Source organism: Coprococcus sp. AM11-30B, assembly GCF_027674365.1.
GTDB lineage: Bacteria > Bacillota > Clostridia > Lachnospirales > Lachnospiraceae > Allocoprococcus > Allocoprococcus comes.
The window spans coordinates 108,721-126,523 of record NZ_JAQDVB010000008.1 but is presented as its reverse complement, the minus strand read 5'-3'; the positions used below and the strand labels follow the sequence as shown (position 1 = coordinate 126,523).

Sequence of the window (17,803 nt, the reverse complement as noted above, 5' to 3'; positions counted from 1 at the left end):
CTCCCTCTTTCCTTCTTCTTTTATTATCCTAAAACAATTACATTCCATGACATTTTTGGTAATACCACAGAATTTGCAGCTGTTACCTCTTTCTCTTCCATTTCAACTGCATCCGGATGTTCAATTGTGTTCATTACAGAATAGTCATTTCCGGCAAGTACCAGATGTTTCTTTACTTTCTTATCTCCATATCCCTGTAAATCAACTTCAAATTCAACGTCCTCTTCCTGATCGCAGTTCAGAACGAAGATTCTTACTTCATCATTTTCCTCATTATAGATAACTGCTGGTTCAACAACATTTAATTCACCTAAATCGCACTGATATTTCGGTGCATCCACAATGGCTTTCTTAACAGTTCCATGTCCATATTTGCTGAGCATATGGAACGGATGATAAATCGCCTGTTTGAAAATTCCGCCTCCCGGAATTGTTGTAATCGGAGCAATCACATTGATAAGCTGTGCCAGGCAGGCAATTTCAACTGTATCTGCATTGTTCAGCAATGAAATTCCAAGTCCTCCAACAACAACTGCGTCCAGCAGACTGTATTTTTCCTGCAGAATCGGTGGCGCGATTTCCCATTTTCCAGCTGATGTCATCTCGAACGTTGTAAGTCCCATTAAATCATCCAGAGAATCCAGTTTGATGTCCTGGAAATTCCACACATTCCATTCATCCAGACAAATCTTTAAATCTTTATCAAAATGATTTTTAGCCTTTACATACTCAATAACTTTTGCGCTGTTTTTAATATGAGAATCCAGCTGTTTATAGGAAGCAAGATAATTTGTTGTACCCTGCCCAGAGTTCATTGTATAGTTATGAGTTGATAAATAATCAACCTGATTATAAAGATCTGTCAGCATTGTTCTGTCCCATTCCATATAGGTTGGTAACATTTCATAACTGCTTCCGCAGGCAACCAGTTTAATAGAAGGATCAACCCATCTCATGATCTTTGCTGCTTCAAGTGCTTTCTTTGTATAATCTTCTGCTGACAAATGTCCTGCCTGCCAGCTTCCTTCCATCTCATTCCCAAGGCACCAATATTTGATATTATATGGTTCTGGATGTCCGTTCTGGGCTCTCAAATCACTCCAATAGGTTCCACCCGGATGATTGCAATATTCAACCAGATCGCCGGCATCTTTAATACTTCCTGTTCCAAGGTTGACTGCAATCATCGGTTCAATACCAACTTTTTCTGCCCACTGGCAAAATTCATCAATACCGAACTGGTTTGTTTCAATACTTGACCATGCATAATCCATACGTTTTGGTCTTTTTTCTTTTGGTCCAATTCCATCATGCCAGTCATAGCATGATACAAAGTTTCCACCTGGATAACGAATTACCGGAACGCCTAATTCTTTTACTAATTCCATGACATCTTTACGATATCCGTCTTCATCTGCATTTGGATGCCCCGGCTCGTAGATTCCTGTATAAATGCTTCGTCCCAGATGTTCTGTAAAAGACGAGTACATTTTGTCATCAATTTTTCCAATGTCGTAATGGATGTCACTAAAGCATTTTGCTTTTTTCATTTCTCGTTCCTCCCTTAAACTTTCATATTCTCCTGTCGTTCATTTCAAACGATTCTTTGTTATGTGAATATTTTAGAATGGTGCCTGTTTTTTCACTATATTCATTTTTTATGTGAATGTATAAAATTTTTTGGTTTTATAAATTTCTTCCAAAAAATGTGTAATTTTTTTAAGTTTGTTAAGTATTCTGCATAATTTCAAACAAAAGTCACAGTCTTTTACATTAAAAAAGTCCCATATGGCAACCCTTTCCGTCACCATACAGGACTTCTCCTTCTTTTCCTTTTATTCAACATTCTTCGTCGCAACAATATCCACGCCCGTGTCCGCCACATTTTCAAGAATCACATCCCCAATATGAACCGGAGCCGGAACTTCAATTCCTTTGAGCGCCTTCACACATTCAAAGATCTTGCCCTTCGGGATATCTTCTTTCGTCTTCACCGATACCATATCGATGCTTCCGCCGGACACCCGCACGGTCGAAGTTACGATTCTCGTCGGATTCGTCACTTCTTTTCTTGCGTATACATCACCGCGTTTACAGGTATTTCCCGTGACGCTCACTACTTCTTCCCCATTCATTACAACTGTAAGAGGACAGCCCATCGGACAGCCGATACATGTCAATTTTCTCTCTTCCATCGTCTACGCCTCCTCAATCTTTACTGTGATAGTCTGCAGATCCGGATATTTCAGAAGCTGCTCTTTTGTCAGCTTAATCTCTTCCATCTCACCTGGTGCAACAACCGGACGTTTTCTGTGGATCACTCTTTCATCATCAAAATATGCGCTGATATAACAATTCTTATAGACACCGCCCACACGGAAACGCACGGTCAGCTTTTCATCCATCCGGTCTACGTTAATCGTTCCCGGAACTGTATAACGGACACCTTCGACTGGATTCATTTTAATCTCTTTTCCGCCCTGTCTGCGTTCTTCTCCCTGTTTGACGTATTCCGCAGCATTTCTTCCTGCAGTTCCGGCTTCTTCCGATACAAAGTCAACCAGGTCATGCACATGCAGGACATTTCCACAGGCAAATACGCCTTCGATGTTTGTTTCCAGGCTCTCATTTACCTTCGGTCCTGATGTGACAGGGTTCATATCCACGCCCATGCCTCTTGAAATTTCATTTTCCGGGATCAATCCTACGGAAAGAAGAAGCGTATCACAGCTGTATTCTTCTTCAGTTCCCGGAATTGGTTTTCCGTGACTGTCCACCTGTGCCAGTGTAATGCCTTCCAGACGCTCTTTTCCTTTGATATCGACAACCGTATGGCTCAGCTTCAGCGGAATGTCATAATCATCCAGACACTGTACGATATTTCTCTTCAGTCCTCCGGAATACGGCATCAGCTCTGCAACAACCTTAACCTTTGCGCCTTCAAATGTCATTCGTCTCGCCATGATCAATCCGATGTCGCCGGAACCAAGGATCACAACCTCCCGCCCCGGCATATAGCCTTCGATATTGACCAGTCTCTGTGCCGTACCTGCCGAGAAAATACCTGCCGGACGATAGCCCGGAATATTAAGTGCACCTCTGGAACGCTCACGGCATCCCATTGCCAGAATAACTGCCTTTGCCTGAATCTCGAAAAGACCTTCCTCCCGGTTCATTGCGGTGACAACCTTCTGTGGGCTGATATCCATAACCATTGTATTCAGCTTGTATTCAATATTCAGTTCTTTCGCCTGATCAATAAAACGTCCTGCATATTCCGGTCCGGTCAGTTCTTCCTTAAATGTATGGAGTCCGAATCCGTTGTGGATGCACTGATTCAGGATACCGCCAAGTTCTTTATCTCTTTCCAGGATCAGGACACTGTCCACTCCGCTTTTCTTTGCCGAAATTGCAGCCGCAAGTCCCGCCGGTCCTCCTCCAATGATAACAATATCATAAGCTCTCATGATGCAATGCCTCCCTTTTATAACGAATCCTTATTAGTACCTGTGATTATTTTAGAATCTCCACCGGATTTTGTGATCTCGAACATACTCACATGGCGTTCTCTCGCCAGAATCTCCATCGTTCTCGGTGAACAGAATCCTGCCTGACAGCGTCCCATTCCGGCTCTTGTCCTGCGTTTTACCCCGTCCAGAGATTTGGCGCCGAGCGGTCTGTTGATCGCATCCATGATCTCACCCTCTGTAACCATTTCACAGCGGCAGATAATATTTCCGTATTCCGGTTTCTCTTTGATCAGTTCCATTCTTTCTTCCTTGCTGAGTGTATTCGGATCCAGAACGCCTTTTCTTGTTGCGATAAAATCTTCTTTTTCTTCCAGATTCATTTTCTCTTTCAGGATCTGTGCCACCATTTCTCCGATTGCCGGTGCACTGGTAAGACCCGGTGATTCAATGCCTGCACAGTCGATAAATCCTTTTGCATCCTCCACTTCCCCGATCAGGAACTCATGTCCGTCCTCATGTGCACGAAGTCCGGCAAATGAAGTAATCACCTGACGGAGCGGAATATTTTTTACATTCATCTCTGCCCTTTCGATCACCTGATCCAGACCTTCTCTTGTTGTATTGGTTCCTTCTTTATCTTCGATATCGATCGCCGTTGGTCCAAGGATCAGATTACCGTGAACCGTCGGTGCAACCAGAATACCTTTTCCATATTTTCCCGGAAGTGCAAAAATCGTCTTGCTCACATGACTTCCCGCACTCTTATCAAGCAGACAGTAATCTCCTCTTCTAGGGGTAATATGGATCTTCTTCTCACTTACCATATTATGAAGCCTGTCTGCATAGACTCCGGCTGCATTTACCACATACCTTGTCCGGAAAACCCCGTTATTTGTATGGATCTCCCATCCTTCATCTATTGGTTTAAGATCCGTAACTTCCGTATCAAATTTGAACTCCACACCATTTACATTTGCATTCTCAGCCATTGCAATGTTCAGATTAAACGGACATACAATTCCGGCTGTCGGTGCATAAAGTGCGGCATACGCCTGATCGGAAATATTCGGTTCCATTTCTTTCAATTCCTCACGGTTAAGAATTCTTAACTCCTTAACACCATTTGCAACGCCTCGGTCATACAGTGCCTGAAGATTCGGCATATCCTCTTCATGCAGACATACAACCAGTGAGCCATTTTTCTTAAATGGGAAATCCAGATCCTTTGAAAGCTGCTCCATCATCTGATTTCCCCTGACATTCAGTTTTGCCATCAGCGATCCTTCTGCCGCATCATAACCGGCATGGACAATTGCACTGTTTGCCTTAGAAGTACCACAGCATACATCCTCTTCTTTTTCGATTACACATGCCTTCACTTTATAACGTGACAGCTCTCTTGCTGTTGCTGCACCGGATACTCCAGCTCCGATAATTATTACATCATACATTCCCAGATCACTCCTTAATAACTGTTTTTTCTTCCTGAACTTCCTGCTTATGAAAAAGAGCCTGCCAAGTAAACGCATTTCCCTATGCGGTTATCCTGTCAGGCTCTCTCATCTCATGCCATTACCATTTTCAATTCTGAATTTTTACCACGGAATTGCTCCATACAGTAATACTGCTGCGATTGCTCCGATGATTGGTCCGATAATCGGTACAACCAGACCGTATCCGAAGTTTGAATCACCTTTTCCTTTAATTGGAAGTACTGCGTGTGCAAGTCTTGGTCCAAGATCTCTTGCCGGGTTGATCGCATAACCAGTCAGTCCGCCAAGTGACATACCTACTGATACGATAATTCCGAATACAAATAATTTGTCAACGCCTGTGGAAAGTCCTGTCACGTTTCCAATTCCTTTGATCGCAAATACAAGGATAAATGTTCCAACTGCCTCACTGAAAATATTCAGTCCTGTGTTTGCAATCGAAGGTCCTGTACAGAATACACCAAGCTTTGTTCCCGGATCTTCTGTGGCGTCAAACTGTCCTTTAAAAAGTAAATAAACGATACAGCCGCCTACGAATGCTCCTGCGATCTGGGCGATGATATATCCAGGAACCATCGACCATGCAAAACTTCCGTCCACTGCAAGCGCGATCGTAAGTGCCGGATTAAAGGAAGCTCCTGAAGCCTCTCCGAAAATAAATGCCGGAAGCAGAACTGCAAGACCCCAGGCAAATGTAATCTGAACCGCACCGGCACCTTTCATACCGGATTTGTTAAGGTTCACATTTGCTACTACTCCATCTCCAAGAATAATAAGTATCATTGTTCCAAGAAACTCTGCTATATAAGGTAACATAATAAGTCCCCCTTTTCCCTATTCAATGTCCTGTTTTCATTTCCTTTTTACTGTCAAAATCTAATCTTCTTTTGCCCATCCGTAAGCATATTTGACAGCCTTATTCCAGCCTTTGATCCGTTTTTCTCTTTCTTCATCTGCAATCTTTGGCTCGAATGTCTTATCAATTGCCCAGTTCTTAATAACATCCTCTTTACTTGCCCAGTATCCAACTGCAAGACCTGCAAGATAAGCAGCTCCCATTGCGGTTGTCTCTACACACTGCGGACGGTTAACCGGTGCATTGATGATGTCAGACTGTGTCTGCATCAGGAAATCATTTGCACTTGCTCCACCATCAACCTTAAGTGCTGCAAGTTCAATTCCGGAGTCAGCTTTCATTGCTTCCAGAACATCATTTACCTGATAAGCAAGGGATTCCAGAGTTGCGCGGATAATGTGATATTTATTAACGCCACGTGTAATTCCTACGATCGTTCCTCTTGCATACTGATCCCAGTGCGGTGCTCCAAGTCCGGTAAATGCAGGTACTACATAGCATCCGTTTGTATCTTTTACTTTCTTAGCCATGTATTCTGAATCCGGTGCGGAATCAATAATACGAAGTTCATCTCTCAGCCACTGAATTGCAGCTCCTGCCACGAAAATTGAACCTTCCAGTGCGTAATTTACTTTTCCATCCAGTCCCCATGCGATGGTTGTTACCAGTCCGTTCTTTGAGAAGATCGGTTTCTCACCGGTATTCATCAGCATGAAACATCCGGTTCCATATGTATTCTTTGCTTCGCCTGCATTGAAGCATGTCTGTCCAAACAGTGCGGACTGCTGGTCTCCGGCTGCTCCTGCGATTGGAATCGGTCCACCAAGGTAAGAAGGATCTGCTTCTCCATATACACAGCTTGACGGTTTTGGTTCTGGAAGCATGCATTTCGGAATGTTCAGCTCTGCAAGAATCTCATCATCCCATTCAAGTGTATTGATATTGAACAGCATCGTACGGGAAGCGTTTGAATAATCCGTTACATGAACTGCACCTTTTGTCAGTTTCCAGATCAGCCATGTCTCAACTGTACCGAATAATAATTCTCCCTTTTCTGCTCTCTCTCTTGCTCCCGGCACATTGTCAAGAAGCCATTTTACCTTTGTTCCTGAGAAATACGCGTCGATAACAAGTCCTGTTTTTTCTCTGAATTTATCGGTAAGTCCTTTTTCCTTCAGACTGTCACAATACTCAGAAGTTCTACGGCACTGCCATACGATTGCATGATGGATCGGCTCTCCTGTCTCTTTGTCCCAGACGATGGTTGTCTCTCTCTGGTTCGTAATACCGATTGCTGCAATGTCCTCTGCTTCTGCCCCAATCATGTTCATTGCTTCAACGGCTACACCAAGCATACTTGCCCAGATCTCATCTGCATCATGTTCAACCCAGCCCGGTTTCGGGAAATACTGTGTGAATTCCCTCTGTGCAACGCTGCACATTTCTCCTTTTTCATTGAACAGGATACATCTGTTACTTGTTGTTCCCGCATCCAGTGCCATTACATACTTAGCCATACTCTTTTTTCCTCCTTTAAAATAAAAATCGTTGCTTTGCATGTTTTATAGTAAAGCGGATATTCTATGCCGCTTCGCTACTTACTCATCCTCAAATACCTGTACTTTGTTTAAATACATTACTCCTGTTACTTTTGTTTTACATTTTCCAGACTTCGTGATTCGTAGATGAAACTGCGATCGCTCCAGCTGAAAGTGCCGCCATCACAGATTCTTTGTCCGAGATCAGACCGCCTGCAATGATCGGCGTCTTTGACATTTTACAGACTTTTCCGATCACCTTCGGCATCACCCCCGGAAGTACTTCGATATAATCAGGCTTCACGGCGTGCTGTTGCTGCCTGATATTCTCATATGCCATCGAATCCAGAAGGAAATATCTTAGGACTGTGAACATCTTAAGTTCCTTCCCCCTTTTAATCAATGCAGCTTTTGTGGAAATTATTCCATCTGCTTCTGTATTTTTCCGGATAAAATCTACGACAATTTCCTTACTGCTAAGACCGCTTATCAGATCTACATGAACCATCGCAACCTTCCCGGAATCTTTTATCTGTTGGACGATCTCACGGATCGAACAGACATCTCCAAATAAAATAAACACAACCCGGATATCTTCCAAAGAACAGCAGATTTTTAAATCATCCATGTTCTTTACTGCTGCAATGATCGGATTTTCTTCTACTGCTTCATAAAAAAATCTGCTCATCATATCACCCTTTTGCCGCTTTTAGAGTACAAAAAAAGAGCGTTGCCTACCACCAGCCTTCCGGCTGTCTCTCTTACATTCGCTCTCCTGTCACGGCATCTCTTTTCAATTCAATTACTTCCTCAACTGGCTTTACTATATCATATTGCATAAATTTTTTCAATTATTTTTTCAAAAAATATACTTTTTGTATAATTTCTACAATTTTTCATATCATAAACAGGGCTGTTATTTAATTTAAATTGTTTTTCTTTATGCAACTTTTTCGTTACCTTATTGACAATATTGTTAAAACAAAAACTTAGAATGAAGTCCGCAAAATCGGAATCGCATTGATCACCGGTTCTTCATACGGATGAACCTTTTTGACTGCTTCAATTGTCTTGTCAATCGCTTCGGTAAACACTGTTACCTCCACTTTCACTTCAGGCTCTTTACTGATCTCACCTGTGTTTCCTATATACGGATTACATCCTTCAAGCGGACGCCAATACCCGGTTACCTCGCTCGATGACATACAGGAATCGTAGTTACCGATATGTCCTGCATCTACTTCCTGCAGAGCTCTTTGTAATGCAGGCAAGTGCGTTTCCGGAATGAAAATTTCCAGTTTGCAGTATTTGAAATCCATGGTTTGATTGCTCCTTTCTATTACTATACAATTCTATAATATACTACCATTCTTTTTCATATCCAATAACAAGACCATAATCCTTCTCACGTGCTATTCTTTCAGCGACCTCTATGTATCTTTCTTTTTCCTGATTATTCTTTTGCAAAATCAAACTAACAAGTCGATTTTTCATACCTGCTTTATCTAAAGTCTTTAGTAAACTCGTTTTGTACATTCCAAGCTTATCATTTTGTGCATTTCATTGCAATACTCTTTGAAAACGAAACTTTTTTCCGACATGTTATACAATTTACAATTTTACTAAACAATGTTTTGCACAGTGAAATATGTATCTGTTTTCTTTTTTACACAAAAAAGCCTTCGAACTGATGTTTTAAATCAATTCAAAGACTTTTTCTTTTTCTATCTTCTATTCTCCTTTTTCCTGCAGAATATCCACGATTGTCTTCTCAGTTCCAATCATGCCTGGCGAAGCGATTTCTCCCATATGCCGCATCGTATCTTCCGGTGTAAAACCATTGATTCCATGAATATCATCAATAAAAATATCATGCATCGCAAAGTCTGCCGATTGGAATGCAGCGTTCACTGCCACAACACCTTTCATCGTACAGCCCTTATTTCCGCCATGACAGATCATACCGGTAATACTGCTGGACATGTTGTTGATCGTTCTCGCCATTGCATGCTCATCACCTCCATGAAGGAAAACCAATGCACAGGCCATTCCGGTGCCGGCCGCAATACCACAGCCGCAAAAAGCAGAAAGTTTTCCGGAATACTCTTTGATATACATACAGATAAGATAACTTAATGCGGTCGCACGATATAAGGTTTCATCACTTAAGCCCCGGATCTTGCAAACACCGTAAAGTGGCATGGTTGCAATGATTCCATGGGCACCAGAACCGGTGATACTCATAGCAGGTCTGTCAAGACCGATTACCCGCGCCTCAATTGCTGCATTACAAAGTAAGGATGCTGTATTTAACTCATTATCAGAAATAATCTTTCCACCATTTTTCTCAAGCAGATAACGTGCATATGTCGTTCTTGGATTCTGAATCCCTTCTTCGAACAAGGCATAGTTCATATCATAGGCAGCCTTGATAAATTCAATTTCCTCTGCCGGAACTTCTTTTGCATATTCGTAAATCTGTTTTAGTGTATAATTATGGATCAGTGGTTTCTCTTCATGAGCACATTCTTCGGAAGCTTCTTTCTTCTCCAGAACCACCTCTCCATTTGCCTCAATGCGAACAATATTCGTATGAGCATCGCGGATCCGAACCATAGCCTCTCCGCCTGTTGTCTTTACGCGGGCTTCGATAAAAATACGACTCGTAATCTCGCTCATTTTCACAACGATTTTTCCGTCTTTTACCAATTGCTCTGCTGCCACATTGTCGGCTTCTGTTACATTAGCAAGGCTCTCCAGCTCTTTTTCCGGTTTTCCTGCTACCGCCCCTAAAGCTGCTGCGTATTCATTTCCGTAAAAATGACTGTTCGGAATACCACATGTATATGCATTTTTATACATTCCACTATTTAGTAAAAGCGTAACCTGTTCCAGTTCTCCCGGAACATAAGATTTTGCCTTTGAAACCGCATACGCGATCGCTCCCGGCTCTGTTACCCCAAGAGCCGGACGCATATCCTCTTTAATTAATTGTGTTAATTCATGCATTTCTTTTTCCTCCAATCAATTATTCAGACTATTAACCGCATCCTCTAATTGCTTCAATGCTTTCTCTAGAACAGATCTCGGACAGGCTGCATTCAACCGCATAAACCCGTTCATTGTCCTTGTAAAAGACGAACCGTCATTTAATCCAAGCCCTGCCTTATGAATCATAAAATCCTTTAATTCTTCATTATCCATATGCAGTGCTCTGCAGTCCAGCCACACAAGATAGGTTGCATCCGGCATATTTGCTTTGATCAGAGGAATCTTTTTTTCAAAATAATCACATATATAATCAAGATTTCCAGAAATATACGCAAGGAGTTGTTCCAACCACTCTTCGCCCTCATTCAATGCTGCTTCCATTGCAACAGAACTAAACGCATTGTTTCTATGTATATCCATTCCACCCCAATATCCGTCGAACTTTTTCTTCATTTCCAGATTTGGGAATACTGTGGTTGATGCCTGAAGTCCTGCCAGGTTAAATGTTTTTGTCACGGAAATACATGTGATCACCTTATCAGCTGCTTCTGGGACAACAATTGCTGCCGGAATATGTTTTTTTCCATGAAATATGAGATCCGAATGAATTTCATCCGAAACTACCTGAACATCATTTTCAAAGCAAAGTGTCAGCATTTTAGACAGCTCATCTTGGGACCATACGCGTCCAAGCGGATTATGTGGATTACATAAAATGAAGAGTTTCACTGCGGGATCTTTTACCTGCTTTTCAAAATCTTCAAAATCTACTTCCCACACCCCGTCATGCTCAAGAAAGTTATTTTGTACAAGTTCTCTCCCTGTATTTTCTGTGATTTCGAAAAATTCCGGATAAACCGGTGGCTGAATTAAAACCTTTTCTTCTTTCTTTGTAAATAGCTTAATGATCGCTGCAAGAGCCGGAACCACACCTAAACACCAGCTACATAAGTTTGTATCAAGTGCCCATCCGTTTCTTCTTAACTGCCAGTCGGCATACGCTTTAAAATAACTATCTGGGCGGGATGTATAACCCCAGATTCCTTCTTCCGCTTTCTTTTTACATGCATCAATAATAGGCTGCGCTGTCTTGAAATCCATATCTGCAATCCAAAGCGGAATCACATCATCTGTCCCAAAATTCTTTACCCTTTCATCATATTTTGCAGAACGGTTTTTGCTTCTGTCAACAGGCTCATCAAAATTGTATTTCATATTTTCATTTCCTCTTTAATTATGCATTATTCTACCAGATGACAGGCTACATAATGTTCATTTCCAACGTTTCTGAAGATTGGTCTTTCTTCATGACAGCGTTTGGTAGCATATGGGCATCTGGATGCAAATTTACATCCAACCGGTGTATCAATCGGACTTGGGACATCCCCTTGCAGCATAACCGGTTTCTTAGTTTTACTGATCGCAGGATCAAGTTCAGGAACCGCTGACATCAATGCTTTTGTATATGGGTGCAGTGTCTGTTCGTACAATTCTTCTGTCTCCGCAAATTCTACCAGAGATCCAAGATACATAACACCTACTTTTTGGGAAATATGTCTGACCATAGAAAGATCATGTGCAATAAACAAATAAGTAAGTCCAAGACTTGCCTGCAGATCTTCAAGCATATTTACTACCTGTGCCTGAATACTGACATCAAGTGCCGAAATAGGCTCATCGCAGACTACAAAATCCGGATTTACCGCAAGTGCTCTTGCAATCCCGACACGCTGCCTTTGTCCACCTGAAAATTCATGAGGATAACGGCTGGCATGGTCTTTTCCAAGACCAACTGTATTCAACAATTCATAGATGCGTTCCTGTCTTTCCTTACCTTCATAAAGATGATAAATATCCAGTGGCTCACCGATAATATCTGAAACCGTCATACGAGGATTCAGGGATGCATATGGATCCTGAAAGATCATCTGCATTCTTTTTCTGTATGGCCATACTTCAGCTGCACTTAACTGTGCAATATCTTTCCCGTCGAATATGATTTCTCCTGCTGTCGGTTTATAGAGACGCATGATTGAATATCCGGTTGTAGATTTTCCACATCCGGACTCTCCTACCAGTCCGATTGTTTCTCCCTTTTGTATTTTGAAGGAAACTCCGTCCACTGCTTTTACATACTCGATTTTTTTACCTAAAAATCCTTTTTTATTCTCGAAATACATTTTCAGGTCTTTTACTTCCAAAAGTGTATTATTTGGCATGTCGGATTCCTCCTTTCTGACTTTCATACTCTTCATTCCGAGGTGCCTGCGGATGGCACATAAAACAGCTTACACGATGTGTATCACTGATATACTGTTCCGGCACCGGCATAGATGCACATACTTTCATTGCATATTTGCAGCGCGGATAAAACGGACATCCTGTCGGTGGATGAAGCATATCCGGCGGTGTTCCAAGAATCGGAACCAGTCTTTCTTTTGATGCTTCTCCGGTTACTTTTGGTACAGAGTTCAAAAGTCCCATGGTATATGGATGGTGCGGTTCATAGAAGATTTCTTCTGTTGTTCCTTCTTCCATAATTTTTCCGCCATACATAACGATGATTCTGTCACAGATACTTGATGCACATCCTAAGTTATGTGTGATCAAAATAGTAGCTGTTCCAAGTCTTTCATTTAATTCTTTCATAAGAGCCAGTACCTGGGCCTGAATGGTAACATCCAGTGCCGTTGTCGGCTCATCCGCAATCAGAAGCTCTGGCTCACAAGAAAGTGCCATCGCAATCATTGCTCTCTGTCTCATACCGCCTGAAAACTCATGTGGGTAGGAATGAAATCTTTTTTCCGGTGAAGGAATACCTACCAGTTTCAACATTTCAAGTGCACGTTTTTTTGCATCTTCCTTTTTAATTTTATGGTGTGTCAGAATAGCTTCTGTAATCTGATCACCAATCTTAAATAATGGATTCAAAGATGTCATCGGATCCTGGAAGATCATAGCAATGTGATCCCCTTGAATCTTACGCATCTCACTTTTTTTCTTTTTCAAAAGATCTTCTCCGTTAAAGAGAATCTCCCCTTTCTTTACTCTTCCAGGATATGCAAGCAATCCCATAATAGAAAGTGATGTAACACTCTTCCCACTGCCCGATTCACCTACAATACCAATGATCTCACCTTTGTCTAATCCAAAACTGACATCACGGATTGCCTGCACCTCTCCTAAATGCGTAAAGAAAGAGGTATGTAAATTTTTTACATCTAATAATTTTTCACTCATTTGCTTTTTCCTCCTTATTTACGCTGTTTTGGATCGAATGCATCTCTTAAACCATCACTTAATAAGTTGAATGTAAGGATTGTAACTGAAATGGCAATCGCCGGATATACCATCTGATATGGATATACATAAATTCCTGCTAAAGCGTCATTACACAAAGTACCCCAGGAAGCCATCGGTGCAGAAATACCAAGACCTACGAAGCTCAGGAATGCTTCATTGAAAATTGCACTTGGAATCTGCATTGCCATATTTACCATGATAGGTCCCATCATATTCGGGATTAGGTGTTTCACAATAATTCTCTTTGTATCTGCTCCTGTTACGATGGCAGCTTTAACAAATTCCTGCTGTTTCAGCGTCAGAACCTGCCCTCTGACGATACGGGCCATTTTAACCCAGAATGTCAAACCTAATGCAATAATGATGGAAGAAATACCAGGTCCTACTACAACCATGATCAAAATAACATACAGCGTCATCGGAATGGAGTCCAGAACGTCAATAATACGCATCATGATATTATCAACTGTTCCACCGCAGTAACCTGCAATCGCGCCGTAGAATACACCAACCACAAAGTTGATAAATGCCGCAAACAGACCAACCAAAAGAGAAATACGTGCACCATATACAATACGGATAAACAAATCTCTCCCAAGACCATCTGTTCCAAGCAGATAAGTTTTATTTTTTATCTTCTCCTGCTTTGTGAGCTTCTCACCATCACAAGTGATCACTGTTCTTTCTATCTTGTTTTCCAAAATACTTTTGGCTTCTTCAATTGTAACCTCTGTCACATCGCTTCCTGCATAATAGTTTTCAAGATATTTAATTCCTTTGATCGCTACTGTATCTAAATCTTTTTTTGCTGCTTTCTTTTCTAATTTTTTATACTCTTTACTTGCATCTGAATAACCACTATAATCAACACAGATTTCACTGTTTCCGACCGTAAAGAAATTTTTCTTTCCATTGACATCTTTATTCTTTACTTCTGCAAGTCCTTCAAGATTTCCTTTTTTGTCAACCACAACAACTGTATACTGTGGTGTTACATAAATATTTTTTCCGTTGTCAAGCGGATATACTTTCATTACATCCGGAATATTCGCTAATTCCAGATTCTGTGTCTTATAATCATATTTCCAAAACATTGGGATAAAAATAGCTCCGATTGTAATCAAAGCAATTACGATCAAAGAAAGGATCGCTATTTTATTGGATTTTAATCTTCTCCATCCGTCTTGTAAAAAAGTAAGACTAGGCCTTTCCATTTTCTCAGCATTTTTTTCTTCCTGTTCCAACGGTGCCCATAATTCCGGAGAGATAACGTTATTTTTTTCGCTCATATTTTCTCACCTGTTTTACTGATATTTAATACGTGGGTCAATTAATACATACAGAATATCGACTACTAAAATGCAGATTACAAGAATAACTGAGAAAAATACAGTAATACCCATAATCAATGTATAGTCTCGGTTAAGGATACTGTTTGTAAATAAGTTTCCGATTCCAGGAATACCAAATACCTTTTCTACTACGAAAGATCCTGTAATCAATGCAGCAAACATTGGTCCGATATAAGTTACAACCGGAAGCAATGCATTTCTTAATGCATGTTTTCCAAGTACCTTCCATTCAGGAAGTCCCTTTGCCCTTGCTGTACGAATATAATCCTGATTCAAAACATCTAATGTGGAAGTTCTTGTCAGTCGTACAACATACGCAAGTGAGAATAATGCGCTGACAATAACCGGTCCAATATATCCCTTCCAGCTATTCACACCAAACGATGGTACCCATCCTAAAATCTTGCTGAACAGATATAAGAATCCTGTTGCAAATACAAAGCTTGGGATTGTCGCCCCTAGGGTTGATAGCACCATCAAGACTCGATCTACAAATTTATTTTGCCTCAATGCGGCAATAATACCAAAAAATATTCCGAAACCTAAAATAACTAACGAAGCCCAAATACCGATTGCTAAAGAATATGGAAATCCTGCTGAAATAATATCATTGGTTGTGATTCCTTTTTTCATAAAGGAAATACCAAAATCCCCATGCATATAGTTCCGCATATATGTTCCATATTGTTCAATAAACGGTTTATCAAGACCATATTTTGCTTTCATATTTGCAATAATTACCGGATCGTTCATTTTCTCGCTGGCAAATGGGTCACCTGGAATTGCATTCATTAATGTAAATGTCAGTGTCATAATGAACCAGATCGTAATAATCGCAGAAAGTACTCTTTTCGCTATATATCTCAGCATATTACTTCTCCTCTAATAATAGGGAGACCGAAAAGCAAGGTACTTTTCGGTCTTCCTAAAGTCAACAACTACTCAACGATTTCAGCATGGCTGAACATAAATGAATTGCCCAATGTAAGTTCAACGTTTTCTACCTGATCTTCATTTACAAGAGCCACAAATGACGGATAATAAAGTGCTGTGATCGGCATATCATCCATAAGTGCTTTATTCGCTTCTTCCCAGGCTGCATCTCTTTCTTCGCCTAATGAAGCCATTGCTTTATCAAATGCTTCATCAAATGCTTTGTTACCAGGATTTAATGTTGTATCGTTCGGAGCGCCTTTGTATTCTCTCCATCTCCACTGGCATGTATTATTACCATTCTGAGAATAGAAAAGTTTAATAAGTCCACTTGCATCGTATGGGTTATTTGTCCAGCCACCAGGAGCCATCTGATAATCACCTTTACTCTTTGTAGAGCTGAATACACTTGATTCTTCTGCGCGGAGTTTAACTTTGATATTTAAATTTGTTTCCAGCATCTGCTGAATTGCTTCACAAAGTCTCTTGTTCTTTTCAGTATTCGCATATGTGATTTCCACCTCCGGAAAGCCCTCTCCGTTTGGATAACCTGCTTCCGCAAGTTCTGCCTGCGCATCTTCTACCTTAGCCTGACGCGGATCGATTCCATATTCTTCTGCCGGATATCCATCTGCTTCAAGTTCACGAAAATGTGTTCCATCTGTTTTCTGACATGTCGGAGCGATAAAGTTACTTGCCGGGATAGAACCATCTTTTAATACCTGTTCTGTGATCTGCTTTCTGTCGATTGCCTTGGCAACTGCTTTTCTTACATGAACATTATCAAATGGTGCTTTATCTACGTTGAAATTCAGGAACTGTGCTCCTGTATCGGCACTGACAATTACATATGGATCTTCAGCAACAATCTGTGGAATCTGTTCTGCCGGAAGGTGATCCATAACATCGATCTCACCTGCCTGATATGCCTGATATGCGGTATTATCATCTGTAATAAATACTGCTTTGATACCAGGAAGTTTTACTTCGTCTGCTGCATAGTAGTAAGGATTCTTTTTCAGTAATAAATGAGATCCAACCTGATATTCTTCTAAGTAGAATGCTCCGTTACTGATTGCTGATTCCGGTTTCTTCTCCCATCCTTCACCTGCTGCTTCCACTGCTTCTTTTTTAATAGGAAGATAAACGTCATTGGCAACTAACTGCGGGAAGAACGGTGTTGCATTCTTCAAAACAACTTCAAATGTATAATCATCAATTGCTGTTGCTTTGATATCATCATACTCACCTGTTCCTTCAAAATATTCAGTAGCACCTACAACATAATCTGTGATAGCCTGAAGTGCTTCAGATGCAAAATCCGGATCACAAATTCTTCTCCAGGAATATTCGAAGTCTTTTGCTGTCACCGGACTTCCGTCTGACCATTTCGCATCTTTTCTTAAATGGAATGTATATGTTTTTCCGTCCTCTGAAACATCCCATTTTTCCGCGATACCCGGTTTAAAGCCATCGGATGTTGATACGGTGAGGCCTTCAAACAACTGCTTACAAATCGCATCTGATACAGATTCAGAGTTGTTCGTTGGGTCCCACTGCTTTGGTTCAGAATACAATCTCCACATAAGGTATCTTCCCTCTTCTGATCCTTCAGTTTCCGTTTCTGCTTCCTGTTTTGCTGATCCATTGTCAGAAGCTTTTTCTTTTTTGCCACCGCACCCCGCAAAACTAGCGACAACCATCGTCAGTGCTAAAAACAACGCTAATTTTTTCTTTTTCATACATTTCTCCTCCTTTACATCCTTTTTTGAGTTTCGTTTTACGAAAAAGATTTTTTCTGTGTTTTTTACTCACAGTATAAATATTACTGACAGTATAATTCTTTTTGTATATTATGTCAAGATAT

The 17,803-nt window shown here is 41.0% G+C and carries 16 protein-coding genes; all 16 read right to left on the bottom strand.

The genetic code is table 11. The features are described 5' to 3' along the window. Positions 1–23: 23 nt before the first annotated feature. The 16 genes from arfA to PGU50_RS07115 all read right to left on the bottom strand — a co-directional run bounded on the left by arfA (position 24) and on the right by PGU50_RS07115 (position 17,678). Positions 24–1,550: an arabinosylfuranosidase ArfA gene (gene arfA, locus PGU50_RS07190; RefSeq protein WP_055247446.1), complete on the bottom strand. Its 1,527-nt coding sequence runs from the start codon at positions 1,548–1,550 to the stop codon at positions 24–26. A 285-nt stretch (positions 1,551–1,835) separates the two neighbouring features. Next, on the bottom strand, positions 1,836–2,195 hold the full coding sequence (locus tag PGU50_RS07185; RefSeq protein ID WP_055260332.1) for a DUF1667 domain-containing protein: 360 nt from the start codon (positions 2,193–2,195) through the stop codon (positions 1,836–1,838). A 3-nt stretch (positions 2,196–2,198) separates the two neighbouring features. Beyond that, complete coding sequence (locus tag PGU50_RS07180; RefSeq protein ID WP_270246532.1) at positions 2,199–3,467, bottom strand: NAD(P)/FAD-dependent oxidoreductase; 1,269 nt, start codon at positions 3,465–3,467, stop codon at positions 2,199–2,201. A gap of 17 nt (positions 3,468–3,484) precedes the next feature. Continuing rightward, positions 3,485–4,921: an NAD(P)/FAD-dependent oxidoreductase gene (locus tag PGU50_RS07175; protein ID WP_270246531.1), complete on the bottom strand. Its 1,437-nt coding sequence runs from the start codon at positions 4,919–4,921 to the stop codon at positions 3,485–3,487. A gap of 144 nt (positions 4,922–5,065) precedes the next feature. Next, positions 5,066–5,779: an MIP/aquaporin family protein gene (locus PGU50_RS07170; RefSeq protein WP_022220047.1), complete on the bottom strand. Its 714-nt coding sequence runs from the start codon at positions 5,777–5,779 to the stop codon at positions 5,066–5,068. A 60-nt stretch (positions 5,780–5,839) separates the two neighbouring features. Further along, entirely contained in the window at positions 5,840–7,336 is a 1,497-nt protein-coding gene (glpK, locus tag PGU50_RS07165) for a glycerol kinase GlpK (RefSeq protein WP_008373317.1), read from the bottom strand. Between the two features lie 139 nt (positions 7,337–7,475). After that, entirely contained in the window at positions 7,476–8,045 is a 570-nt protein-coding gene (locus PGU50_RS07160; RefSeq protein WP_117557314.1) for a glycerol-3-phosphate responsive antiterminator, read from the bottom strand. Between the two features lie 301 nt (positions 8,046–8,346). Continuing rightward, positions 8,347–8,676 (bottom strand): divalent cation tolerance protein CutA, encoded by a 330-nt coding sequence (gene cutA / locus PGU50_RS07155; protein ID WP_270246530.1) that lies wholly within the window; start codon positions 8,674–8,676, stop codon positions 8,347–8,349. Between the two features lie 43 nt (positions 8,677–8,719). Further along, a complete protein-coding gene (locus PGU50_RS07150) occupies positions 8,720–8,893 on the bottom strand; it encodes a hypothetical protein (RefSeq protein ID WP_173690587.1) in 174 nt (57 codons plus the stop codon). 195 nt (positions 8,894–9,088) lie between these two features. Further along, positions 9,089–10,366: an L-cysteine desulfidase family protein gene (locus PGU50_RS07145; RefSeq protein ID WP_173825209.1), complete on the bottom strand. Its 1,278-nt coding sequence runs from the start codon at positions 10,364–10,366 to the stop codon at positions 9,089–9,091. A 15-nt stretch (positions 10,367–10,381) separates the two neighbouring features. After that, positions 10,382–11,563, bottom strand: a complete 1,182-nt coding sequence (locus PGU50_RS07140) for a MalY/PatB family protein (protein ID WP_173825207.1) — start codon at positions 11,561–11,563, stop codon at positions 10,382–10,384. Positions 11,564–11,589: 26 nt separating this feature from the next. Beyond that, the gene (locus PGU50_RS07135) at positions 11,590–12,567 is read right to left on the bottom strand and encodes an ABC transporter ATP-binding protein (RefSeq protein WP_008373311.1); all 978 of its coding nucleotides are present in this window, start codon (positions 12,565–12,567) and stop codon (positions 11,590–11,592) included. Next, positions 12,557–13,588: an ABC transporter ATP-binding protein gene (locus tag PGU50_RS07130; protein ID WP_117824451.1), complete on the bottom strand. Its 1,032-nt coding sequence runs from the start codon at positions 13,586–13,588 to the stop codon at positions 12,557–12,559. Before PGU50_RS07130 ends, PGU50_RS07135 begins: the two co-directional genes overlap by 11 nt. Before the next feature lie 14 nt (positions 13,589–13,602). After that, complete coding sequence (locus PGU50_RS07125; RefSeq protein WP_117824450.1) at positions 13,603–14,940, bottom strand: ABC transporter permease; 1,338 nt, start codon at positions 14,938–14,940, stop codon at positions 13,603–13,605. A 15-nt stretch (positions 14,941–14,955) separates the two neighbouring features. Beyond that, positions 14,956–15,873 (bottom strand): ABC transporter permease, encoded by a 918-nt coding sequence (locus PGU50_RS07120; RefSeq protein WP_117824449.1) that lies wholly within the window; start codon positions 15,871–15,873, stop codon positions 14,956–14,958. A 68-nt stretch (positions 15,874–15,941) separates the two neighbouring features. Next, positions 15,942–17,678, bottom strand: a complete 1,737-nt coding sequence (locus PGU50_RS07115; protein WP_117824448.1) for a peptide ABC transporter substrate-binding protein — start codon at positions 17,676–17,678, stop codon at positions 15,942–15,944. Between the last annotated feature and the right edge of the window lie 125 nt (positions 17,679–17,803).